Genomic DNA, 20,186 nt, shown 5'->3' with positions numbered 1-20,186 from the left:
TCGATATGGCCAAGCTCCTTGTAAACATCTCGCTACGATTCTGGCACCCAACAATGAGTGCGGCCGAAATTCAGACGCGCATTGGGCTGCAGTCAAGATTTTCTCGTAGCGTTGGGGATGTGCGCTCCAAGTCATCAGGAGATGAAATCCAAGACCACACGTACGTATCGATGCCACTGGTCAGAAAGGTGCGGGTCGATCTTGATCAAGAATTAATGAGATGGTGCCATGCGTTCGAGGGGCATGCTGATTTCATGTCGAATGTTGTCAGTACTGGCGGCAAGGTGGAATTTTATGTGAGCGTGTTCGTGGATGGTCTTGGTGGGTTCGAGATTGATTGGAATCTTATGGCTGCTATCTGCAGGCTCAATGTTGGGCTTTCTGTGGAGATTTATCCGCCTGAGTAGTCGCGTATTCTTTATTCGTGTGTGCCGTGGGTAATTCTCTTCGCGTTAGTTATTTGCCTTCCTTATGGGGCGGCCTGCGTCAGGCTTTCATCTCTTGACGTCAGTTATTGTGGAGGAATTCGCGATAAGGGCAATGCATGAAATGTGGATAAACCCGGCGAAGGGCTGCGCATGCGGGGATAGGTTGATGGCTTGGGTATTGGTTGCCTTCTACGTGGTTCTCTCAGTGCTTGCGTACTCCGCAATGCTCGGCAGAACGCCCACCAGGCGGCTGTTCTCGGCGATTGGAATCATCGCTGTTCAGATTGCTGCGCTTGTATGGATTCAGATCATTGCCAGAGCACTGGGCTCGCAGTCCGAGCGCGGGTCCTATTCCCTTGGGGTCGGCGAGCTCTATCTGGCCATACGCCCCATCCTCTTCTTCAATGTTGCTGTGTGCATCGCGCTCGTGCTGATCTTGCTGGTTGCTCTAGCCGGAAAGAAGACGAGTAACGATTGACCGTCGGCAACCCGGCGCCGATGGGAACGGGCTGTTGTTGCGCTACCGTAGAGTCGAGCTTGCTCGACTGAATCCCGCGGCATCCCCTCATCAAAACCGATCCCGCTCCACCAAGGCCCACAACGCCGAACGCACGCCACGGTACCAGTCCATCAGCCGGCCGCCAGTGGGCAACGCGCACCGCTCATCCTTCGGCACCACAGGCCCGGCCCGCCACCACGGTCGGGCCCGTCCATCGGGAATGCTGACACCCTCAATCTGGTTGAACGCCATCAACTGTTGCAGATCCAGATACAGCGCCTCAGATTCCGGCGCACGCTGCAGCGCGTCCGCCGGGAGACGAAGCGTGACCGTCGCTTTTGTGCGCTCCACCCTCAGCACGGGAAAGCCCTTGCAGCGGACCTGGAAAGAGGGCGCAACGGCATCCGCCGGGTAGATCGTGAAGCCCGTTGCTCGGCGCGTGGAAACAAATGCGTGCGCACTGCCATAGAGCTTCTCGAATTCCGCGAATCCTGTCTTCGTGTAGATCCACGTCTCTTCGGCCGCGCTTTGCGGCCATGGCAACAAGGCAATAGCGGCCAGCGCGGCGATGACCATCAGGCCAGACGAGACGAACGACCTCACTTACGACCCTACGCCAAGCGGCCGCACGCGCTCCTGGATAAAGACGTTGAGGGCGAGGCAGGCCATGGCCAGGCCTTCCATCACCCGGTCGCCCACGTCCTGGTCAGGGTCTCCATTCTGGCGCGCGCGCTCGGCGGCCAGCAGCAGCTCCTGCACCACGCGCTGGCCAGCCAGTGCGCAATCGGCATCGGCCAGCGCTATCTGGCGACTGCGCAGCGGGTGGCGTTCGGGCCAGGGTTGGCCGTCGGCGGCGGCACCGGCGCCGATACTGCGCAGCAGGTGGGTGAGCGTGTTGGGGTCTGGCGCGGGATCGGCTGCCGGCGGTTCCTGGATGGAATGCGGGGCAGGGGAGTAGGGTGCGGTCATGGCGGGCTCCTTGCGTGCAGGCAGAAGCCGCCACCGATAAAGGTGGCGGACGATGCGTGGTTCGAAACCCGGTGTTCGCTAAACCGGCAGGCACAAGGCCTCCACGCACCGCCCGCCATAGCCGGCCGACGGATTGCCAGCCGGCACCACACGGGGTGATGCCGGCTGGCAAGCGTTTACTTCAGCGAACTACCGGGGTTTCGAATCCCGGCCACCGATGCACGGTGGCATCGAAAGGAATACGCCCGGTCATACGCGATGCCAAGGCAGTAGGGCCGATGCCGTCACTGCATTCAACATTTTCAGAATCGTTGCAAATTTCGCCGTGTGGCTGAGGCCTTGGTATGCAAGGCTATCGGCAGTATTGGAGGCTCAGACCCGGTGGCAGTTGCAGAGGTGCCTGGGGCCCCAGGGGCAGGGCAGATGCGACACCCCCATGCCGCGCCAGCAGAGGTTGGTGCCCGTTCATCGCGACCCTTGTCCGTTCATGCCAGACGGCATTGTGGCTGCGCGTGTGGCGCGACCAGTGCTTGGCATCGTCCCGGATGCTGGCGAACAAGCGGCAGACCTGTTTGCGGTAGGCGGGCTGTGCCATCAGCTTTCCGGCATCGATGCGATAGGCCTCCAATCTGCAACGGCCCGCCAAGCAGAATTCAAGCCATCCGTCTTGAGTGGGTGTGTGCTGCAAATGATCTATTCTGGAAGAATCATGAGCCTGGCCGTTGCCCAAAAAATGGAGGAGGTTGATGGCAAGGAAATCCAGGAGAGAAACCCTGGCTTTGCGAGTCGATGCCAAGGCGGACCTCGCCCGCAAGAGGCGTGCTATCCGGGAGAAGTACTCTGCGAGCGTCGCATTGAGCAGGCGCCAAAAGATGGCCCAAGTGCTGAAGGCCGTCTTCTACATTATGGGTGGGCCTCTGGTATGGATTCTGAAGTCAGGAAGAAACAGGTGATCCTGAAGAAGGTCGTTGTTCGCTCCCAAGTGGTGAGGTCATGAGGGGTGCTGTCAGCTACGTCTTGTCTTCTGTTACGTCCACGGTTCTCATGTGTTTGGCTGTCCCGGAATTCATATGGGACACGTATCAGCTCGATACTGGCGATGTCTTTCCGTGGCTGTATTTGGTGTGGCTCATTTGCCTGGGGCTGCTGTTGAGGCCTCATCACGGAAAGACCGTATGGGGTTGTACGAAGAAAGGGCTTTTGGTTGGCGTCGTGGCCGGGATTCTGGCCCAATTGGCGGTGTTGCTCGTTGAGCATGAAAGGTTTGCCACTCTCAATGCATCTTTGATATGGCAGACGCTGCTTTCGATGTGTCTTATGAGCATCCTTTTTGCCACTCCCGTGTGGGGAAGCATCGCAAGTGCACTGTCGTTCTGGATTGTGAGCCGGAGATCGAGCGCAAATTCAGCTTGACCGTTCAATGTATGGGCCCGGTGCCAGGAAATCTGGCGGGATAGCTAGTCGATAGCGTTGATGAATTTGCCAAGATCCGGTCTTCCGGCGCGCGGTGATCGACCGAGCTCGGAGCCTGAAAAGGGCCAAGAACCAAGGCTCGGCGAAGTGCCCGGCAGACGATGCCAATCGTGGAGAGGATCCATCCTGATGCGCCTGGTGACCTTCACCTGCCCACTCTGTGGCGCGCACCGGCAACGCTTCCCCATGCGTACGGCTTGGAAGAGTCGGGCGCAGGTCTCCTGCCGGGAATGTGGCATCGTTGTGTGTTCGAACCCTCCACGGGGCACGCACCTGCTGTACCTGCTGTACGCCGAGGTCATCACCCTGCTGGCGTCATTGGCGCTGGTCGTGGCGTATGTCCTCAACGCATGGGCATGGCTGGGCGTAATCTGGCTGGTGGCAATGGTGCTGTGTTGGTTTCCCGGAGCCATCAGGCACGCACGAAGCCCGATCGTCCGTGCCGCGCGGGATCCCAACTACAGCTACGCGCGTAGGCCGAACGCGTGAGTGGCCGGCACACTGCCATGTATCCGGGATCTTCATGAGACGCAGACTTTTCATGATGTTTGGCACAGCGTCAGCCCTGGCGGCCTGCAACGGTGGTGATCGACTGGACGAGCTGCAAACCAAGCCCATTTCCGCGCTCATGAGCAGGGCTTACTACGGGGGAATGTGCGAGGGCTCGGCCACCGCCGACGAGCAGATCGCAGATATTCGCGCCATGAAGATCCATACCAGTGCCGGTGATTGCCGGGTGCTCTATCTGGATGGCGTCGACCGGGCCGGTGAGCTTCTGATCTACGCGGAAAGGCCTGGTGACCGTCTGGCGTGCGACGGGTTGCTTCAACGGTTGAAGGAAAAGAATGCCAGTGCGGCCGTCCTGGCCAAGGCCGCCGAGCGCTGCAGCTGATCGATAGCCCTTGCCTTGGTAGAGGCCAACCTTGGTTGGTTCCCTTGGAGCCGCCCACCAAGGTGGGCGTCTACCAGAGCAGGCCGTGACCTCCAGCCGATTGTCGCCATCGCCCCAACCGCGTAAGTTGCGGGCAACCCTTTGCTGGAGTGTCCCATGAAGCCCATCGCGTTGGCCGTTGCCCTGGCCCTGAGTGCCGCCCCGCTGCTGTCCGCACCGTCGGCCCTGGCCGCACCCGCCGCCAAGGCGGCTACCCCGGCCAGCCCGGCCTGGGTTGCGCGCAGCAACGCGCTGGCGCAGATCCTGCTGGACGCGCAGGGGCCGTTCCAGCCCGAGGAAACCGGCTTCTTCGGCGTGCCCGGCTATGACGACAAGGTGGCCGACCTGGGCCCGGACAATGGTCAGCGCTACCGCGCCGCCATGGCCAAGGCCCGTGACGAACTGAAGGCCAAGCTGTCCAGCGAGAAGGACCCCAACGTCCGCCAGGACCTGGAGATCATGATCGCCGCGGCCAACCAGAACATCGAAGGCAGCGAACTGAACGACAAGTACCTGCTGCCGTGGCGCGATGCGCCGCAGACGGTGTTCAGTGGCCTGAACCTGCTGCTGTCCGACCAGGTGCCGGCCGAGCGCCGCGGCAAGGCGCTGGATCGCCTGAAGGCCTATGCCGGCCTGCAGCCGGGCAGCACCGCCTTCACCACCCTGGCCCGCCAGCGCTACGAAGAACGGCTGAAGGACAGCAGCCTGCTGCAGCCGACCACGATTGAAGTGCAGCAGTCGCTGGACAACGTGCAGACCTACATCACCGGCATCGAGTCGCTGCTGAAGAAGTACCAGATTGCCGGGGCCGATGAAGCCATGCAGGCGCTGGCCGGGCAGATGAAGGACTACGCCGAATGGACCCGCAGGGAAGTGCTGCCCAAGGCCCGCACCGACGCGCGCCTGCCGGCGCCGCTGTATGCCTACCAGCTCAAGCAGGTGGGCATTGATATCGACCCGAAGCTGCTGATGCAGCGCGCCCAGTTGGAATTCATGGAAACCCGCTCGGCGATGCAGCAGCTCGCCCCGCTGGTGGCCAAGGAAAAGGGCCTGAAGGTGGCCGACCCGAGCGACCCGGTGGCGGTCATCCGTGCACTGAAGGCCAACAAGATCGCCAATGACCAGTTGGAAGGCCACTACCGCAAGGTGATCGACGCGATCGATCCGCTGATCCGCGAACACGCCATTGTCGATGTGCCCAAGCGCGCCATGCAGATGCGCCTGGGCTCGGCGGCGGAAAGCGCGGCCAGCCCGGCCCCGCACTTCCTGCCGGCACCGCTGGTGAACAACACCGGGCAGCAGGGTACCTTCGTGCTGCCGCTGGGCAACCCGGCCGCCGGCGAGGGCGCGCAGTACGATGATTTCAACTTCGGCTCGGCGGCGTGGACCCTGAGCGCGCATGAAGGCCGCCCCGGCCACGAACTGCAGTTCACCGCCATGGTCGAGCGCGGCGTGTCGCTGGCGCGCACCATGTTCGCGTTCAATTCGGTGAACGTGGAAGGCTGGGCGCTGTACGCCGAGGCCGAGATGGTGCCGTACGAGCCGCTGGACGGGCAGATGATCGCCCTGCAGTTCCGCCTGCTGCGCGCGGCGCGCGCCATGCTCGACCCGATGCTCAACCTGGGCCTGACCGACCGTGCCACCGGTGAGCGCGTGCTGATCGATCAGGTGGGCCTGTCCAAGGCCATGGCGACCCAGGAGCTGGACCGTTACATGGTGCGCATGCCCGGCCAGGCCGGCAGCTACTTCTACGGTTACACCCGCATCCTGGAACTGCGCATGCAGACCGAACTGGCACTGGGCGCGAAGTTTGACCGCCTGGCGTTCAACAACTTCCTGCTCGACCAGGGCCTGCTGCCGCCGGACCAGCTGGCCGAAGCCGTGCAGCAGCAGTTCGTGCCGAAGTACAAGCGCTGAACCTCGGGGTCGGATCCCTTTCCGCAGGAAAGGGCTCTGACCCCAGGGGTTATCGGGAAAGCCCATCCACGCGTGGCGCGTGGCGGGGTCGGATCCCTTTCCGCAGGAAAGGGCTCTGACCCCAGCGGTTACCGTTCCCTCAGCGCTGCGGTTGCGGGGTAATGGTCTGCGTCGGCAATCGTGCCGGCGGTTCGGGGTTGGGCACCCAGATCGCCACGCCGGCCGCGCGCTTCTGCGTGGTGGGAATGCCGATGCCCACGCCGCCGCCCACGTGCGAGCCGTAGCTGCCGGCGCCCACCGACATGCCCACCGGCGAACCGCTGCTGCCCACGCCCATCAGGATCACGCCGTTGGCGCCCAGCGCGGCGGCTTCGCGCTTCAGCCGAGCCACGGCCGCATCGGTCTGGCCCTGGGTACCGAAGCCCACTGCGGAAGACGATTCCAGCTGGGCGATCTCCTGCGAACCGGCCGGCGGGGTGGAATAGATCTGCACCAGCGCCGGGTCGATCGGCGCCCGCGCCCGGCCCAGCATGACTTTGGAGGTGCTGGCGCACCCGGCAGCGGCCAGCAGCATGGCCGCCAATGCGACCCAACGGATGTTCATGGCGTATACCCCTGTGGATTGCCTCGGATCATCGGACCGGCACTCTGAATAAGCGCCAACACCGGCATGCTGGCCTTGGCCGCATGCTGGCACGGCGGCGGTGATGCTGTCGCCAACACGGTAGGCGGCCGCCCCGGGAACGGCTATGGTGGCGGCAACCAAGCACGGAGCGTGGCATGGGCGTTATCAGTCTGTTGTGGGGTGTGGTGGCGCTGCTGTGGATGATCCTGGCGCTGATCCCCCTTCTGGGGTGGGGCAACTGGTTCCTCATTCCCTTTGCGGCCGTAGGCGCGATCATCGCGGCCATCGGCATCCTGTTCACCCACCCCAGCAAGCGCGGCCGCGCCAAAACCGGGCTGGTCCTGAACGGCATCGTGGTGCTGGTCGGCATCGTCCGCCTGAGCCTGGGCGGCGGGGTGATCTGAACACCCCCGGCGGGTGCGACCGGGCGTCGCAGGTGCGCGGTCGCGGCGCGGACAGGGGCGTAGAATGGGCGGTTGCGCGAGCCCCCCGCGTGCCTGCAGGACCGCGCCCGGCGCGGCAGTTACGATGATCATTCGACCCCGTCCCCACGGCTGGCAATTGCTATACATCCTGCGTGGCTCCATCGTGCCGGCCATCGCGCCCAAGGTGCTGGCCATCCTGGTGCTGTCCATCGCCGTGGCGGCCGTGGTGGAGCTGGCCCCGCCGTTCGGCATCGAGCGGGTCTCGGTCACCCCGTTCACCCTGCTCGGCCTGGTGCTGTCGATCTTCCTCAGCTTCCGCAACAGCGCCTGCTACGACCGCTGGTGGGAAGGCCGCAAGCTGTGGGGCCAGCTGATTTACGAATCGCGCTCGCTGGCGCGCCAGGTGCACCTGCTGCTGGCCGATGACAGCGGCCGCCGGCGCCGCATCGCCTACCTCACCACCGCCTTCGCCCATGCCCTGGCCGCACGCCTGCGCGGGCGCATCGTTGCCCTGGTGGCGCTGCCGTGGCTGGACAAGCCGCAGCGAGAGCAGCTGGCCGACCGCGAGAACGTGCCCGATGCGCTGCTGGCGATGATCGCCGCCGAACTGGCCCAGGCGCTGCGCAGCGGCGAGCTGGAGCCGATCCTCTACACCCAGCTGGAGGAACGCTTGCACGCCATGTCATCCATCCAGGCTGGTTGCGAGCGCATCCTGAGTACGCCGCTGCCGTTCGCCTACACCCTGCTGCTGCACCGTTGCGCCTGGATGTTCTGCGTGCTGCTGCCGTTCGGCCTGGCCAGCTCGCTGGGTTGGGCCACCCCGGTGCTGTCGGCGGTGCTGGCCTACGCGTTCTTCGGCCTGGACCAGCTGGGCGAGGAAATGGAAGAGCCGTTTGGCCTGGAACCCAACGACCTGCCGCTGGACGCCATGGTGCGCACCATCGAAATCGACCAGCTGGATGCGCTGGGCGAACGCCCCCTGCCCGAACCCCTGCTGCCGCAGGGCTACCTGTTGCAATAGCCACTCCTCGGAGCCTGCCATGCCTCACCCCCATTACCGCCCGCGGCGCATGCGCCATGACGAATTCTCGCGCCGCCTGATGCGCGAGAACACGCTGACCACCGACGACCTGATCTACCCGGTGTTCGTGCACGAGCCGGCCGGTCGCGTGGCCGTGCCGTCGATGCCGGGCGTGGAGCGGCTGTCGATCGAAGAGCTGCTGAAGGTGGCCGAAGAAGCGCTGGAGCTGGGCATTCCGGTCATCGATCTGTTCCCGGTCATCGATGCCTCGCAGAAGACGCTGGACGCTTCGGCGGCCTGGGCCGAGGACGGCCTGGCACAGCGGGCGATCCGCGCGCTGAAGACCCGCTTCCCGGAACTGGGGGTGATGACCGACGTGGCGCTGGACCCGTACACCACCCACGGCCAGGACGGGATCATCGACGACAAGGGCTACGTGCTGAACGACATCACCGTGGAAGCGCTGGTGAAGCAGTCGTTGTCGCACGCCGAGGCCGGCGCCGACATCATCTCGCCGTCGGACATGATGGACGGCCGCATCGGCGCCATCCGCCGTGCGCTGGATGCCGACCACCACGTCAACGTGCGCATCATGGCCTACTCGGCCAAGTACGCCTCGGCCTTCTACGGCCCGTTCCGTGATGCGGTGGGCAGCGCCGGCAACCTTGGCAAGGCCGACAAGAAGACCTACCAGATGGACCCGGCCAACGGCGACGAGGCGCTGCGCGAGATCGCGCTGGACCTGGAAGAAGGCGCCGACATGGTGATGGTCAAGCCGGGCATGCCCTACCTGGACCTGGTGCGCCGGGTGAAGGAGAAGTTCGGCGTGCCGACCTTTGCTTACCAGGTCAGCGGCGAGTACGCGATGATGAAGGCCGCCTTCGCCAACGGCTGGCTGGACGAACGCGCCTGCGTGCTGGAATCGCTGCTGGGCTTCAAGCGCGCCGGCGCCGATGGCGTGCTGACCTATTTCGCCCCGCAGGTAGCGCGCTGGCTGCGCGAGCGCTGACAATAGCGCCCACGAACGCGTTCACGAACTAGGGAGACACAGGCGATGGCACCGGAACTGGGATGGATGCAGTGGTTGATCTGGATCGTGGGCACCACGATCTTCGGCGCCATCATCGTGTTCGTGTTCCTGGCCGCCCGCCGTGCCGCCCGGCGCGCGCCGGAACAGCCGTCCGCCGCGCGCCATGTGGCCCGTAGCCAGGCGCTGCCGGATGCGGTGGAAGCCGAGTTGGCCGCGTTGAACCAGCGCAAGGACAGCGGCCAGATCAGCGAGGCCGAGTACGAACAGCAGCGGGCGAAGGTGTTGGCGCGCTGAGCGGCGTGACCCGGGGGCGGATCCCTTTCCGCAGGAAAGGGCTCTGACCCCTTCGCGAGTGTGCCAACCAAGGTTGGCACCTACCGTGAGGTTAATCCACGCATGGCGTAGACCTACTGCCCGCACCCGACAACGGCCGCGACCTTCGGCACTGCCAACCGGTACACGTCCACGCCACCGGCACGCGGCGCGCGTGCGGCGCTGCTGGCCACCAGCATTTCGCCGGGCTTGGCGTTGTCGATCACCGGTGCCGCGGTCCAGCCGCCGTTCTCGTTGAACGACAGCCCCAAGGGCTGCAGGGCCGCCCCGGTCCACGCGCAACCGCTGGTCATCACCTGCGCGGCCTCGGCGCCAACCCGGCTGAACACCACCGCGCCGTCCTGGCCCAGCCAGTCACCATCGGTCTCGTCGCCCGCGCTGTTCAGCGCATCCAGCGCCACCGCCGCGCCACGCGCGCCCTGCGCATCCAGCGGCGCCACGAACAGATCCCAGCCCGCGCCCCGGCCCTGGTGGCGTGCGAACAGCAGCCGGCGGCCATCGGCGCTCAGCGCCGGGCCACGCTCGGGGCGGGTCTTGCCGGTGCCGGCCAGCGCCTGCGCAGGGCCCAGGCTGCCATCGGCCGCGACCGGCGCGCGGTACAGCGCCAGCGCGTCCTCGCGGCCGGCGGCAAACAGCAGCCAGCGTCCATCGCGGCTGAAGTACGGATCGACCACCTCGCCGGGCACCGCCACCGGCAGGGCCTGCGCCTGCTGCCAGCGCCCGTCCACCACCCGTGCCTGCCACAGCCCCCAGCCCGCTTCGCTGCGGCGGGCGAAGATGATGCGCTGGCCATCGGCACTGATCGTCGCGCGCCCTTCATCGGCCCGGGTCGATACCACCCCCATGCCTTCAATGCCGTACTCGTTCAACGCCATCGCCACGGGGGCAGAGAGTAGACTGGCGGCGAGCACCAGCAGGGTCGGGGTGATGCGCATCATCCAGGTCCGTGCACGAAAGAGCATCAGTCTAGCCAGCTTGAGGATTCCATGACCGACCGTTACGCCGTCTTCGGACACCCCGTCGCCCACTCGAAGTCGCCGCAGATCCACGCGACGTTCGGTCGCCAGGAAGGCATCAGCGTGGATTACCGCGCCATCGACCTGGCCCCGGACGCTTTCCTGGCCGGGCTGGAAGCCTTCGCTGCCGAAGGCGGCGTGGGTGCCAATGTCACCTCGCCGCACAAGGAAGCCGCGTTTTCCGTGTGCACCACCCTGACCGCACGTGCGCGCCGCGCCGGCTCGGTCAACACGCTGCTGCGCAAGGGCGACCGCTGGCACGGCGACACCACCGATGGCATCGGCCTGGTGCGTGACCTGACCGACCGCCACAGCCTGGATCTGCGCGGCCGCCGCGTGCTGCTGATCGGCGCCGGTGGTTCGGCGCGCAGCGTGGCACCGGCACTGCTGGATGCCGGCATCACCGAACTGGTGGTGGTGAACCGCACGCCGGAACGCGCCGACGAACTGATCGACGCGATGGGCGAACCCGGCCGCGCCATCAGCCGCTACTGGGAAGACCTGCGCGAGCTGGGCGATTTCGAACTGATCCTCAACGCCACCTCGGCCGGCCGCGACCGCGATGTCGAGTTCAAGCTGCCGCTGTCGCTGGTCAACTCGATGACCACCGCCGTCGACCTGAACTACGGCGAGGCCGCCATCGCCTTCCTGGCCTGGGCGCGCTCGGCCAACTGCCGCAACACGGTTGATGGCCTGGGCATGCTGGTCGAGCAGGCGGCCGAAAGCTTCCTGCAGTGGCATGGCGTGCGCCCGCAGACCGACGAGGTCTACCAGCAGCTGCGTGCCGGTGCCGGCACCTTCGCTGGGCAGGACTGAACCATGGATGCATCGGCCATGTTGATGAGCGTGCTCAGCCTGCTGGGCGTGCGCCTGCCGGTGCTGATCGCACTGTGCGTGGGCCTGGTGTGGGTGCTGGGCGCGCCGCGTGATGCGGCCCGCAGCGGCGCGCTGGCCGGCCTGCTGCTGTTGCTGGCCGCCAACCTGGGCAGCCTGGGTGCCAGCGTGGTGCCGCTGTGGCTGGTCAGCAGCGGCGATTTCAGTGCCGTTTCGGCGATGAGCGCGGTGCTGGGCGGGGTCCACTTCGTGCTGGCCCTGCTGGATGCCTTCGGCATCGTGCTGCTGGTCTGGGCGCTGGTGCGGCTGCTGCGCGCCCGCCCGGCGGCGTCGGCGCCATAACGCTGGGCCACGCCTGTCGTTGGTAGTGGCCGACCTTGGTCGGCGCTGTGGGGGTGTGCCAACCAAGGTTGGCACCTACCAGAGCGCCGTAACGCTGGGCGAGGCCTGCTGTTGGTAGTGGCCGACCTTGGTCGGCGCTGTGGAGGTGTGCCAACCAAGGTTGGCACCTACCAGAGCGCCGTAACGCCGGGCCACGCCTGCTTTGGGTAGTCTCCGACCTTGGTCGGCGCGGTGGGGGTGTGCCAACCAAGGTTGGCACCTACCAGAGCGGTGGGCGGGTGGCGCCATCTGCCTTGGCCGCGGGGCTGCGCCCGGCCCATGGCCGCCAACGGCCGTCGCCGCTGACCCCGTTCAGCGCCGCCGCGCCGGTCCCGTCGGCCGGCCATGCGACAATGACCGGCCTGATCCAGCCACGGTAACTTCCGGCGTGACCGAAACTGTCGCCGCCCCCCGCAAGCTCGATGACGCCTTGAAGGACGCGATCCGCAAGGCCTATACGACGCTGCAGGCCAACACCCCCGGCTTCTCCACCCGCCGCTCGCAGAGCCAGATGATCGGCGTGGTGTCGCGCGCGCTGTCCACCAGCGGCGGCGTGGGCGTGGTCGAAGCGCCCACCGGCGTCGGCAAGAGTCTGGGCTACCTGACCGCAGGCGTGCCGATCGCGCTGGCCAGCAAGAAAAAGCTGGTCATCAGCACCGGTACCGTGGCCCTGCAGTCGCAGCTGGTCGAGCGCGACATTCCCAATTTCCTCAAGGCCACCGGCCTGGAAGCGACCGTGGCGCTGGCCAAGGGCCGTACCCGCTACCTGTGCACGCGCAATGCCGCCGAAGCACAGGGCGAGGGCGCCCAGGGCGGCATGTTCGAAGACGAGGCGCCGCTGTACGACCGGCCGCTGGCGCCCATCGAAATGGACATCGCCAAGCGCCTGTCCGATGCCTTCACCAGCGGTACGTGGGACGGTGACATCGACAACGCGCCGGAAACCATCAGTCCCGGCCTGCGCAGCCGCATCACCACCCCGGCCTCGGCCTGTGCCGGCCGTCGCTGTGCGTACTCGGCGCAGTGCGCCGTGCTGCGCTCACGCAACACCGTGCGCGATGCGCAGATCGTGGTGACCAACCACGCGCTGCTGCTGTCGGCGCTGTCCATTGGTGACAGCGACAACGGCCAGCCGATGATCGCCGCGCCGTCGGACATGCTGCTGGTGCTGGACGAAGGCCACCACATCGGCAACGTGGCCATCGACCAGGGTGCGGCCAGCCTGGCCCTGGACGACATGGCCAAGCGCGTCGGTCGCCTGCAGATCCTGATTGCCGGTGCGTACCGCGCGGTCGACAAGGACCGCCTGGGCAACCTGCTGCCGAACGAGGCCATCGACGTGGCCAGCAACGTGGCCAAGCAGCTGCGCGCCTTCCGTGACCACGTGGAAGCAGTGTGGATGCCGGCGCCGGCCGACGAAGAGCCGATGTGGCGCGCGGCCAACGGGCGCCTGCCGGAGGCCTGGCGCGAACCCATCGAAGCGCTGGCCGACGACACCCGCAGCCTCTACAACTGGGCCCACGCTGCCACCGCACAGGTGGCCAAGGGCAAGCCGGACGACGCTGCGCGCGAGCGCCTGCAGCGCAACCTGGGCATGGCCCTGGAAATGATCGAGCAGCAGTACAACCTGTGGCAGGCCTGGCGCCGCGAGGACAAGGACGGCGCGCCGCCCACCGCGCGCTGGGTCACCGCTACCCGCGATGGCGACCTGGTGCTGCACGGCTCGCCGGTGTCGGCCGCGCACGTGCTGCGCAAGCTGCTGTGGGATGAAGTGGATTCGGTGGTGATGACCTCGGCCACCCTGACTGGCGGCGGTGATTTCCAGTCGCTGGCCATCGACAACGGCATTCCGCCGGAAGCGGAAATGGTCTCGCTGGCCTCGCCGTTCGACCTGCCCAACCAGGCCGAACTGATCGTGCCGAAGTTCCCGGTCACCCCCGACGACCGCGACGGTCATCCGCGCGAAGTCGCCCGTTACCTGGATACCGAACTGGACTGGGCCAAGGGCTCGATGGTGCTGTTCACTTCGCGCTGGAAGATGGAAAAGGTGGCTGGCCTGATGTCGGCCGCGCGCCGCAAGCAGGTGCTGGTGCAGGGCGACATGTCCAAGACCCGGCTGATCGACGAACACCTGCGTCGCGTGGCCGCTGGTGAAGGCTCGGTGCTGTTCGGCCTGAACTCATTCGGCGAAGGCCTGGACCTGCCCGGCGAAGCCTGTACCACGGTTGTCATCACCCAGGTGCCGTTCGCCGTGCCCACCGACCCGCAGACCGCCACCCTGAGCGAATGGGTGGAAGCGCGCGGCATGAACGCCTTCAACCTGATCGCCATCCCGCACGCGCTGCGCACGCTCACCCAGTTTGCCGGTCGCCTGATCCGCACCTCTACCGACACCGGCCGGGTGATCATTCTCGATTCGCGCCTGCTGACCCGCCGCTACGGCAAGCGCATCATCGATGCGCTGCCGCCGTTCAAGCGCGTGATCGGCTGAAAAATGGCTCTGCTGGTCACGAGCTAATTGTTAAATCCAGAACCCAGCTTCCTTTCTATCGAGGATGCAAACTAGTTTGTCTCTGAGCGATACGAGATGGGCGCTAGAACCTAGGTAGTCCCAGTTTTCAGAAATGTAGCCTTTTAAATCGGAGGCGCTGGGGTTCGCATACGTCAAATAAACGGGGATCTTGCTCTTGTCGACACATTCTTTCTTGGCCTTTGCCAAAAAATTCGCCATATCAAGTCCGACCCAGTTGATCTTCTTGCTCTTATATGCTGAGTCCTCAAACTCAGATCTTTCCAACTTGAAGAGATTCTGCACCCGATCAGGAACTTCTTTCTTGCAATTCCCTTCATCGTCCAGCAAGTTGGCGGACCTTAAGAATTTCGCCACTGGAACGTTTTTTACTGTGCTGGTGATCCTCATTGACGGAATTGCATTCATGATAATCTCACGAGAATATCCGGAAAGATCTTTTTGAGGGAATGCAATCGATTCAATCAAATCATTTCTGTCAAGTCCGACGATTCCATTCTTTGTCAGGTTTTGAACTCCGACCCCAACTACGAATTCTATCTCTGCATTAGATTCAAGTTGATCTTGAGAGATAATCTTTATCTTCTTTCCGGCGTCATTGTCGATGACAATGTCGTAGAGCTTGTCCTTGATTCTCCTTAGGAGAGATGCGTCGAGTGAGGCTTCTGCCTCCCCAAGGACCTCAAAAAGATCGAGGAAGCTCGAGCACTTTAGTTCGTTTACCGTTAGTCTAACTCCTTGCGATAACTCGATTTCTTTTGGTTGCACAACCGGGTCGATGATCGAGGGGTCCCAGGAAACTAGAAGAAGGCGGTCACCAACGCGCTTCCTTAAGTCGCTGTCCAGGCAGAAGGTTACTGACTTAAGTATGTCTCTGACGTTTTCATCGCCCAAGGAATATCCTACGAATATGACCGGGCGTTCAAGGAAGAAGAGCAGCAGCTTTGCACTGAGGTATGCCTCCCTCTCCTTGAATTGCTGGTAATCACTATGCGTGAGAACAAGCGATTCCGGCATGGTTGCGCAGCCGTGTATTTTATATATTTCTCCGACGCCAAGTAGTCTTCCTGATATTGCTTCTTTCTAGCTCTTGTAAACTTCGAAGTGAGGAAAAATTCCTTCCAGGAACTGATCCCAGTTAGTGGTTACGATTGAGCCAACTCTGGCGCCTCTTAAAGACTCAATCTCACTATGGAATTCTGGATTTATCTTATCTAGATCTATGTCGAGGATGTACTTCGATATGGTGTGCTTCAATGGACTTGATGCATCTTCCACTTCATCTTTAAGCGCATCACGAGCTTCTTTGTGGTCTTCAGAAACCCACCAGTGCTTATTAAAGTCTGCTGCTATCGCACTCGCCGCCTGAGGAAGGTCATTTCCCGCCTCGGTTCGATAGAAGCCGAAAGGGTGGAGCGGAGTGGTGCAATACCTAGAGAGAAGACCTGCCCAGTCCTCAAGATTCAGATAGCGACGTGACAGGCCCGAGCCCACGAAAAGTACGGGCGCTCCGCCAGTGTTAATGATAGCCCTTAAACCCTCTTTGACGCTTTTGCTGGACGTATTCTTCGGCATGAGGATGGGAAAATCGATGTTGGTTAGGACGATGGCAATTGTGCAGCATTGGCTAACACTGGGAAGCCCCTCGGGGAGTCTCTCACGTTCCGGCCAACTGGATCAGAGGTTCATCTCAAGCTTTCAGTACAGCAGTTCGCGTCCTTGCTTCTACTCTCCACGAGTAGTCCGGCTAGCCTAGTAAGTGATCAGACCGCCCAACCTGCTGCAGCCCCCGGAGATCTAAAGTGCCGCTTGCATACTGATGGAAAACGGAAGTTGATGTCGAGTTGGGATCCACTGGCCGATAGGGCGGTGCTGCTAATGAGGCCCTACGCTGCGTGATCGCCGGCGAAGGCTAGGTGTTCTTCGGCCTGAACTCGTTCGGCGAGGGCCTGGACCTGCCCGGTGAAGCCTGCACCACGGTGGTCATCACCCAGGTGCCGTTCGCGGTGCCGACCGACCCGCAGACCGCCACGCTGAGCGAATGGGTGGAAGCGCGTGGCATGAACGCCTTCAACCTGATCGCCATCCCGCACGCGCTGCGCACGCTCACCCAGTTCGCCGGCCGCCTGATCCGTACGTCCACCGACACCGGTCGCGTGGTCATCCTCGACTCGCGGCTGCTGACCCGCCGCTACGGCAAGCGCATCATCGACGCGCTGCCGCCGTTCAAGCGCGTGATCGGCTGACGCGGGGTCGGATCCCTTCCGCAGGAAGGGCTCTGACCCTAGCACGCGCGAAGCCGCTCAACCGCCTTCCGGCTTCCGGCAAACCTGGTTGCCATAGGCGTTGTGGTAATCGCGATCAAAACAGCGCAGGAAGCCATCGAGCACGTCCAGGTTGGGTGGCCAAGCCACATCCACCTTCTGCCCACCTGCGGTCGTGAAGTGGTAGCGCCCATCCTTCAACGCCCCAGCGAATTCCTCCGGTGTGGGAATCGCGACCAGCGCCGCGCGGGCCTTCTCCAGTGCCGCACGGTCGTGCTGCAAGAAGGCGATCGTGCCGTCCACGTAGGCATTCCAGTAACCGGGATCCTTGTCCTTTGGCTTGTAGGTGCGCTGCATCAGCGCAATCGCCTGGGCCGTCTGCCCGAGCTCGGCGCGCAGCTGCCCCTCATGCCAGATGATGGTGGTGTTGTCCGCCGCCTTGGGCAGCGCTGCGTAGGCGGCAAGGAGATCGGCCGCTTCGCGCTGGCAACCGCGCTCGGCCAGCGGGCGCCAGCCGCCTTCCAGATCCTGGTCGAACGCATCCGGTTCCATCGCCAGCATCGCATCGCGGTCGTAGCTGCAGTCGGGCGCCTTCGGTGGTTCGGGTGCGGCGCCGAGGGCAGCGGCCAGGGCAAGCGAAAGCAACGTCATCACAACCTCCGTGTTGGTGAGTACCCGGACACCGTAGCAGATCGCGTGGGTAGTGCCGGCCGCTGGCCGGCAGATCGCCGTCTGCCGGGCTAACATGCCCGGGCAGGCAGGGAGCACGCAGATGAAGGTCGAATTGTTTTCCGAGTACTACGATGGCCTGATCCAGGGCGTGCTGTCTGACGACGGCAGCGTGTTCTACGCGTTCTGCATCCGCGTCGATTTTCCGGATATCAGCCAGGACCGCGTCTACTGGGTTGCACCGATTGATGATGCGGAAAACCAGCGCTTGCGCCAATGCCTGGACCAGAGCGCGAAGGCATTCGACGCACTGCTCCGTGCAACCTTCCTGCACCGTAGTGGCGTGGTGCTGAAGGGTGAGCCAGAATCATGGAGCGGCAAGGATCTGCGTTTCGAATCGCGCGGCGATGCCCATGCGATGTTTCTCCACTATCCCTCGGTAGATGTGTTGGCACGGGTGAGTGCGCGGCACGCGTCATCCGCGAAGATCGGTGAGTGAGGTCACATGCACGACTGGACAATCATCGCGATCCACGGTGACTGGATCGCCGCCACGTTCGAGCTCGTCCTCCGCGATGCGGACCAGGCAGAGCGCCGCTTGCAGTTCGAAGCGGTGGAGCACGTGATGCTGGATAGAAGCGAACCCTGGGGTGCGAGTGCGTCGATCAACGAGGTGATGGCGCATGACGATCGCGCCGAAGGCGTTGTGCGCGTGGCGTTCGAACTGCAGTCCGGTGGCGCCGTCCACATTACTGCGGGCGCGATTCACCTGGATGGCGCGCCGTTCGCGTTCTGAGGCCTGAGCCGGGGTCAGAGCCCTTTCTGCGAAAGGGATCCGACCCCCTGCCGCGATCCGGGGTCAGATCCCTTCCGCAGGAAGGGCTCTGACCCCAGCACCTTTCAATCGCCCAGCAGGGCGGTGTTGCGCACGGCGCCCTTGTCGGCGCTGGTGGCCAGCAGGGCGTAGGCCTTCAAGGCGCTGGTGACCTTGCGCGGGCGCGCTTCGCGCGGCTTCCAGCCACGCGCGTCGGCCGCGCTGCGGCGCTGGGCCAGGGTGGCTTGGTCCAGCAGCAGGTCGATGCGGCGGGCCGGAATGTCGATGCGGATGCGGTCGCCGTCTTCCACCAGACCAATCGTGCCGCCACTGGCCGCTTCCGGTGAAACGTGGCCGATCGACAGGCCCGAGGTGCCGCCGGAGAAACGGCCATCGGTCAACAGCGCGCACTGCTTGCCCAGCCCCTTCGATTTCAGATAGCTGGTCGGGTACAGCATTTCCTGCATGCCGGGGCCGCCCTTCGGGCCTTCGTAGCGGATCACCACCACGTCGCCCGGCTTCACTTCATCGGCCAGGATGCCGGCCACGGCCGCGTCCTGGCTCTCGAACACGCGCGCCGTACCTTCGAACACGTGGATGGATTCATCCACGCCGGCAGTCTTCACCACGCAGCCATCAACGGCCAGATTGCCGCGCAGCACGGCCAGGCCGCCTTCGGCCGAATAGGCGTGCTCCACGCTGCGGATGCAGCCTTCGGCGCGGTCCACGTCCAGCGTCGGCCAGCGCGTGGCCTGGCTGAAAGCCACCTGGGTGGGAATGCCGGCCGGGCCGGCGCGGAAGAAGTCGTGCACGCTCGATTCGCCGCTGACCGCCACGTCCCAGCGTTCGATGGCGTCGGCCAGGGTGCGGCTGTGCACGGTCGGCACGGTGGTATCGAGCAGGCCGCCACGCGCCAGTTCGCCCAGGATGCCGTACACGCCGCCGGCGCGGTGCACGTCTTCCATGTGGTACTTGGGCGTGTTCGGCGCCACCTTGCACAGCTGCGGCACGCGCCGCGACAGCGCATCGATGTGGGTCAGGTCGAAGTCCACCTCGGCTTCCTGTGCGGCCGCCAGCAGGTGCAGGATGGTGTTGGTGGAACCGCCCATGGCGATATCGAGGGTCATTGCATTGGCGAATGCGGCCTGGGTGGCGATGCCCCGCGGCAGCGCGCTGGCTTCCTCGCCGCCGTACCAGCGGTGGCACAGTTCGACGATCAGGCGGCCGGCGCGCAGGAACAGCTGTTCGCGGTCGGCGTGGGTGGCCAGGGTGGAGCCGTTGCCGGGCAGCGACAGGCCCAGCGCTTCGGTCAGGCAATTCATCGAATTGGCGGTGAACATGCCCGAACAGGAACCGCAGGTGGGGCAGGCGCTGCGCTCGAACTCGGCGACCTTTTCATCGCTGGCGCTTTCGTCGGCGGCAATGACCATCGCATCGACCAGGTCCAGCTTGTGCTCGGACAGTTTGGTCTTGCCGGCTTCCATCGGCCCGCCGGACACGAACACCACCGGGATGTTGAGGCGCAGCGCGGCCATCAGCATGCCGGGGGTGATCTTGTCGCAGTTGGAAATGCATACCAGCGCGTCTGCGCAGTGCGCGTTGGCCATGTATTCGACCGAGTCGGCGATGATCTCCCGGCTGGGCAGCGAATACAGCATGCCGTCGTGGCCCATGGCGATGCCGTCGTCGACCGCGATGGTGTTGAATTCCTTGGCGACGCCGCCGACCTTTTCGATCTCGCGCGCGACCAGCTGGCCGAGGTCCTTCAGGTGCACGTGGCCGGGCACGAACTGGGTGAAGGAGTTGGCGATGGCGATGATCGGCTTGTGGAAGTCGCCGTCCTTCATGCCGGTGGCGCGCCACAGGGCGCGGGCGCCGGCCATGTTGCGACCGGCGGTGGAGGTGCGGGAGCGGTATTCAGGCATGGCTGGCGGAACGGGCGGGCCGTACAACGTGGGGGTTGCCCGATCATGGCGGAGTTTTTCGGTTGCTGCTGCAACCACCTTCGCCGCCTGCAGCGGCTTGGT

At 64.2% G+C, this 20,186-nt stretch carries 23 protein-coding genes and 1 pseudogene; 16 read left to right on the top strand and 8 right to left on the bottom strand.

Annotation, left to right across the window (positions count from 1 at the left end):
• Positions 1 to 5 precede the first annotated feature (5 nt).
• Both C1922_RS20465 and C1922_RS19385 read left to right on the top strand, forming a co-directional pair.
• On the top strand, positions 6 to 407 hold the full coding sequence (locus tag C1922_RS20465; RefSeq protein ID WP_159092048.1) for a hypothetical protein: 402 nt from the start codon (positions 6 to 8) through the stop codon (positions 405 to 407).
• 94 nt (positions 408 to 501) lie between these two features.
• Positions 502 to 906 carry a hypothetical protein gene (locus C1922_RS19385; RefSeq protein ID WP_159092047.1) on the top strand — a complete coding sequence of 135 codons (405 nt, stop codon included), beginning with the start codon at positions 502 to 504 and terminating at the stop codon, positions 904 to 906.
• Between the two features lie 90 nt (positions 907 to 996).
• On the opposite strand, the gene C1922_RS19380 is transcribed toward C1922_RS19385, so the two are convergent.
• Positions 997 to 1,503: a hypothetical protein gene (locus tag C1922_RS19380; protein WP_159092046.1), complete on the bottom strand. Its 507-nt coding sequence runs from the start codon at positions 1,501 to 1,503 to the stop codon at positions 997 to 999.
• Between the two features lie 27 nt (positions 1,504 to 1,530).
• Positions 1,531 to 1,896, bottom strand: a complete 366-nt coding sequence (locus C1922_RS19375) for a hypothetical protein (protein WP_108751270.1) — start codon at positions 1,894 to 1,896, stop codon at positions 1,531 to 1,533.
• 436 nt (positions 1,897 to 2,332) lie between these two features.
• Here C1922_RS19375 and C1922_RS20460 point away from each other — a divergent pair, with 436 nt between their 5' ends.
• From C1922_RS20460 to C1922_RS19350, 4 genes are all read left to right on the top strand, one after another.
• Positions 2,333 to 2,893, top strand: coding sequence for a hypothetical protein (locus tag C1922_RS20460; RefSeq protein WP_159092045.1), 561 nt, complete (start codon positions 2,333 to 2,335; stop codon positions 2,891 to 2,893).
• Positions 2,894 to 3,498: 605 nt separating this feature from the next.
• Complete coding sequence (locus C1922_RS19360; RefSeq protein WP_108751267.1) at positions 3,499 to 3,858, top strand: hypothetical protein; 360 nt, start codon at positions 3,499 to 3,501, stop codon at positions 3,856 to 3,858.
• 52 nt (positions 3,859 to 3,910) lie between these two features.
• Positions 3,911 to 4,261 carry a hypothetical protein gene (locus C1922_RS19355; RefSeq protein WP_108751266.1) on the top strand — a complete coding sequence of 117 codons (351 nt, stop codon included), beginning with the start codon at positions 3,911 to 3,913 and terminating at the stop codon, positions 4,259 to 4,261.
• A 156-nt stretch (positions 4,262 to 4,417) separates the two neighbouring features.
• Entirely contained in the window at positions 4,418 to 6,217 is a 1,800-nt protein-coding gene (locus C1922_RS19350; protein WP_108751265.1) for a DUF885 domain-containing protein, read from the top strand.
• Positions 6,218 to 6,356: 139 nt separating this feature from the next.
• Here the strand turns inward: C1922_RS19350 and C1922_RS19345 are convergent, their stop codons facing one another.
• Positions 6,357 to 6,821, bottom strand: coding sequence for a hypothetical protein (locus tag C1922_RS19345; protein ID WP_108751264.1), 465 nt, complete (start codon positions 6,819 to 6,821; stop codon positions 6,357 to 6,359).
• A gap of 176 nt (positions 6,822 to 6,997) precedes the next feature.
• On the opposite strand from C1922_RS19345, the gene C1922_RS19340 reads away from it, so the two are divergent.
• The 4 genes from C1922_RS19340 (at position 6,998) to C1922_RS19325 (ending at position 9,612) form a co-directional block, all read left to right on the top strand.
• Positions 6,998 to 7,246, top strand: a complete 249-nt coding sequence (locus tag C1922_RS19340; RefSeq protein WP_108751263.1) for a hypothetical protein — start codon at positions 6,998 to 7,000, stop codon at positions 7,244 to 7,246.
• A 124-nt stretch (positions 7,247 to 7,370) separates the two neighbouring features.
• Complete coding sequence (locus C1922_RS19335) at positions 7,371 to 8,288, top strand: bestrophin family ion channel (protein WP_108751262.1); 918 nt, start codon at positions 7,371 to 7,373, stop codon at positions 8,286 to 8,288.
• A gap of 19 nt (positions 8,289 to 8,307) precedes the next feature.
• Positions 8,308 to 9,297 (top strand): porphobilinogen synthase, encoded by a 990-nt coding sequence (gene hemB, locus C1922_RS19330; protein WP_108751261.1) that lies wholly within the window; start codon positions 8,308 to 8,310, stop codon positions 9,295 to 9,297.
• A gap of 45 nt (positions 9,298 to 9,342) precedes the next feature.
• Complete coding sequence (locus C1922_RS19325) at positions 9,343 to 9,612, top strand: SHOCT domain-containing protein (RefSeq protein WP_108751260.1); 270 nt, start codon at positions 9,343 to 9,345, stop codon at positions 9,610 to 9,612.
• Between the two features lie 113 nt (positions 9,613 to 9,725).
• Here the strand turns inward: C1922_RS19325 and C1922_RS19320 are convergent, their stop codons facing one another.
• Positions 9,726 to 10,589: a PD40 domain-containing protein gene (locus C1922_RS19320; RefSeq protein WP_108751259.1), complete on the bottom strand. Its 864-nt coding sequence runs from the start codon at positions 10,587 to 10,589 to the stop codon at positions 9,726 to 9,728.
• Between the two features lie 48 nt (positions 10,590 to 10,637).
• Between C1922_RS19320 and aroE the strand changes: the two genes are divergently transcribed.
• The 3 genes from aroE (at position 10,638) to dinG (ending at position 14,373) form a co-directional block, all read left to right on the top strand.
• Entirely contained in the window at positions 10,638 to 11,483 is an 846-nt protein-coding gene (gene aroE, locus C1922_RS19315) for a shikimate dehydrogenase (RefSeq protein WP_108751258.1), read from the top strand.
• A 3-nt stretch (positions 11,484 to 11,486) separates the two neighbouring features.
• Entirely contained in the window at positions 11,487 to 11,843 is a 357-nt protein-coding gene (locus tag C1922_RS19310; protein WP_108751257.1) for a hypothetical protein, read from the top strand.
• Between the two features lie 427 nt (positions 11,844 to 12,270).
• On the top strand, positions 12,271 to 14,373 hold the full coding sequence (gene dinG, locus C1922_RS19305) for an ATP-dependent DNA helicase DinG (protein WP_108751256.1): 2,103 nt from the start codon (positions 12,271 to 12,273) through the stop codon (positions 14,371 to 14,373).
• 30 nt (positions 14,374 to 14,403) lie between these two features.
• Here dinG and C1922_RS19300 read toward each other — a convergent pair whose 3' ends face one another.
• A complete protein-coding gene (locus C1922_RS19300; RefSeq protein ID WP_267896416.1) occupies positions 14,404 to 15,447 on the bottom strand; it encodes an SIR2 family protein in 1,044 nt (347 codons plus the stop codon).
• A 48-nt stretch (positions 15,448 to 15,495) separates the two neighbouring features.
• The gene (locus tag C1922_RS20455; protein WP_159092044.1) at positions 15,496 to 15,987 is read right to left on the bottom strand and encodes a hypothetical protein; all 492 of its coding nucleotides are present in this window, start codon (positions 15,985 to 15,987) and stop codon (positions 15,496 to 15,498) included.
• A 311-nt stretch (positions 15,988 to 16,298) separates the two neighbouring features.
• Between C1922_RS20455 and C1922_RS19295 the strand changes: the two are divergent.
• A pseudogene (locus C1922_RS19295) lies at positions 16,299 to 16,658 on the top strand (helicase C-terminal domain-containing protein); the annotation flags it as partial.
• A gap of 57 nt (positions 16,659 to 16,715) precedes the next feature.
• Here C1922_RS19295 and C1922_RS19290 read toward each other — a convergent pair.
• Positions 16,716 to 17,327: a hypothetical protein gene (locus C1922_RS19290; RefSeq protein ID WP_108751254.1), complete on the bottom strand. Its 612-nt coding sequence runs from the start codon at positions 17,325 to 17,327 to the stop codon at positions 16,716 to 16,718.
• A 121-nt stretch (positions 17,328 to 17,448) separates the two neighbouring features.
• On the opposite strand from C1922_RS19290, the gene C1922_RS19285 reads away from it, so the two are divergent.
• Both C1922_RS19285 and C1922_RS19280 read left to right on the top strand, forming a co-directional pair.
• The gene (locus C1922_RS19285) at positions 17,449 to 17,844 is read left to right on the top strand and encodes a hypothetical protein (protein WP_108751253.1); all 396 of its coding nucleotides are present in this window, start codon (positions 17,449 to 17,451) and stop codon (positions 17,842 to 17,844) included.
• 6 nt (positions 17,845 to 17,850) lie between these two features.
• A complete protein-coding gene (locus tag C1922_RS19280) occupies positions 17,851 to 18,141 on the top strand; it encodes a hypothetical protein (protein WP_108751252.1) in 291 nt (96 codons plus the stop codon).
• Positions 18,142 to 18,245: 104 nt separating this feature from the next.
• Here the strand turns inward: C1922_RS19280 and ilvD are convergent, their stop codons facing one another.
• Positions 18,246 to 20,084, bottom strand: a complete 1,839-nt coding sequence (gene ilvD / locus C1922_RS19275; RefSeq protein WP_108751251.1) for a dihydroxy-acid dehydratase — start codon at positions 20,082 to 20,084, stop codon at positions 18,246 to 18,248.
• Positions 20,085 to 20,186: the final 102 nt, after the last annotated feature.

It is taken from the genome of Stenotrophomonas sp. ZAC14D2_NAIMI4_7 (assembly GCF_003086675.1).
GTDB lineage: Bacteria > Pseudomonadota > Gammaproteobacteria > Xanthomonadales > Xanthomonadaceae > Stenotrophomonas.
The sequence above is the reverse complement of the archived record's forward strand: the minus strand, read 5'-3'. Positions and strand labels throughout refer to the sequence as shown.

Bases quoted from the DNA above. Each gene is read 5' to 3' on its own strand.
- C1922_RS20465 (WP_159092048.1), top strand. From the start codon at position 6: ATGGCCAAGCTCCTTGTAAACATCTCGCTACGATTCTGGCACCCAACA.
- C1922_RS19380 (WP_159092046.1), bottom strand. From the start codon at position 1,503: ATGGTCATCGCCGCGCTGGCCGCTATTGCCTTGTTGCCATGGCCGCAA.
- C1922_RS19375 (WP_108751270.1), bottom strand. From the start codon at position 1,896: ATGACCGCACCCTACTCCCCTGCCCCGCATTCCATCCAGGAACCGCCG.
- C1922_RS20460 (WP_159092045.1), top strand. From the start codon at position 2,333: ATGCCGCGCCAGCAGAGGTTGGTGCCCGTTCATCGCGACCCTTGTCCG.
- C1922_RS19360 (WP_108751267.1), top strand. From the start codon at position 3,499: ATGCGCCTGGTGACCTTCACCTGCCCACTCTGTGGCGCGCACCGGCAA.
- C1922_RS19355 (WP_108751266.1), top strand. From the start codon at position 3,911: ATGATGTTTGGCACAGCGTCAGCCCTGGCGGCCTGCAACGGTGGTGAT.
- C1922_RS19350 (WP_108751265.1), top strand. From the start codon at position 4,418: ATGAAGCCCATCGCGTTGGCCGTTGCCCTGGCCCTGAGTGCCGCCCCG.
- C1922_RS19345 (WP_108751264.1), bottom strand. From the start codon at position 6,821: ATGAACATCCGTTGGGTCGCATTGGCGGCCATGCTGCTGGCCGCTGCC.
- C1922_RS19340 (WP_108751263.1), top strand. From the start codon at position 6,998: ATGGGCGTTATCAGTCTGTTGTGGGGTGTGGTGGCGCTGCTGTGGATG.
- C1922_RS19335 (WP_108751262.1), top strand. From the start codon at position 7,371: ATGATCATTCGACCCCGTCCCCACGGCTGGCAATTGCTATACATCCTG.
- hemB (WP_108751261.1), top strand. From the start codon at position 8,308: ATGCCTCACCCCCATTACCGCCCGCGGCGCATGCGCCATGACGAATTC.
- C1922_RS19325 (WP_108751260.1), top strand. From the start codon at position 9,343: ATGGCACCGGAACTGGGATGGATGCAGTGGTTGATCTGGATCGTGGGC.
- C1922_RS19320 (WP_108751259.1), bottom strand. From the start codon at position 10,589: ATGATGCGCATCACCCCGACCCTGCTGGTGCTCGCCGCCAGTCTACTC.
- aroE (WP_108751258.1), top strand. From the start codon at position 10,638: ATGACCGACCGTTACGCCGTCTTCGGACACCCCGTCGCCCACTCGAAG.
- C1922_RS19310 (WP_108751257.1), top strand. From the start codon at position 11,487: ATGGATGCATCGGCCATGTTGATGAGCGTGCTCAGCCTGCTGGGCGTG.
- C1922_RS20455 (WP_159092044.1), bottom strand. From the start codon at position 15,987: ATGCCGAAGAATACGTCCAGCAAAAGCGTCAAAGAGGGTTTAAGGGCT.
- C1922_RS19290 (WP_108751254.1), bottom strand. From the start codon at position 17,327: ATGACGTTGCTTTCGCTTGCCCTGGCCGCTGCCCTCGGCGCCGCACCC.
- C1922_RS19285 (WP_108751253.1), top strand. From the start codon at position 17,449: ATGAAGGTCGAATTGTTTTCCGAGTACTACGATGGCCTGATCCAGGGC.
- C1922_RS19280 (WP_108751252.1), top strand. From the start codon at position 17,851: ATGCACGACTGGACAATCATCGCGATCCACGGTGACTGGATCGCCGCC.
- ilvD (WP_108751251.1), bottom strand. From the start codon at position 20,084: ATGCCTGAATACCGCTCCCGCACCTCCACCGCCGGTCGCAACATGGCC.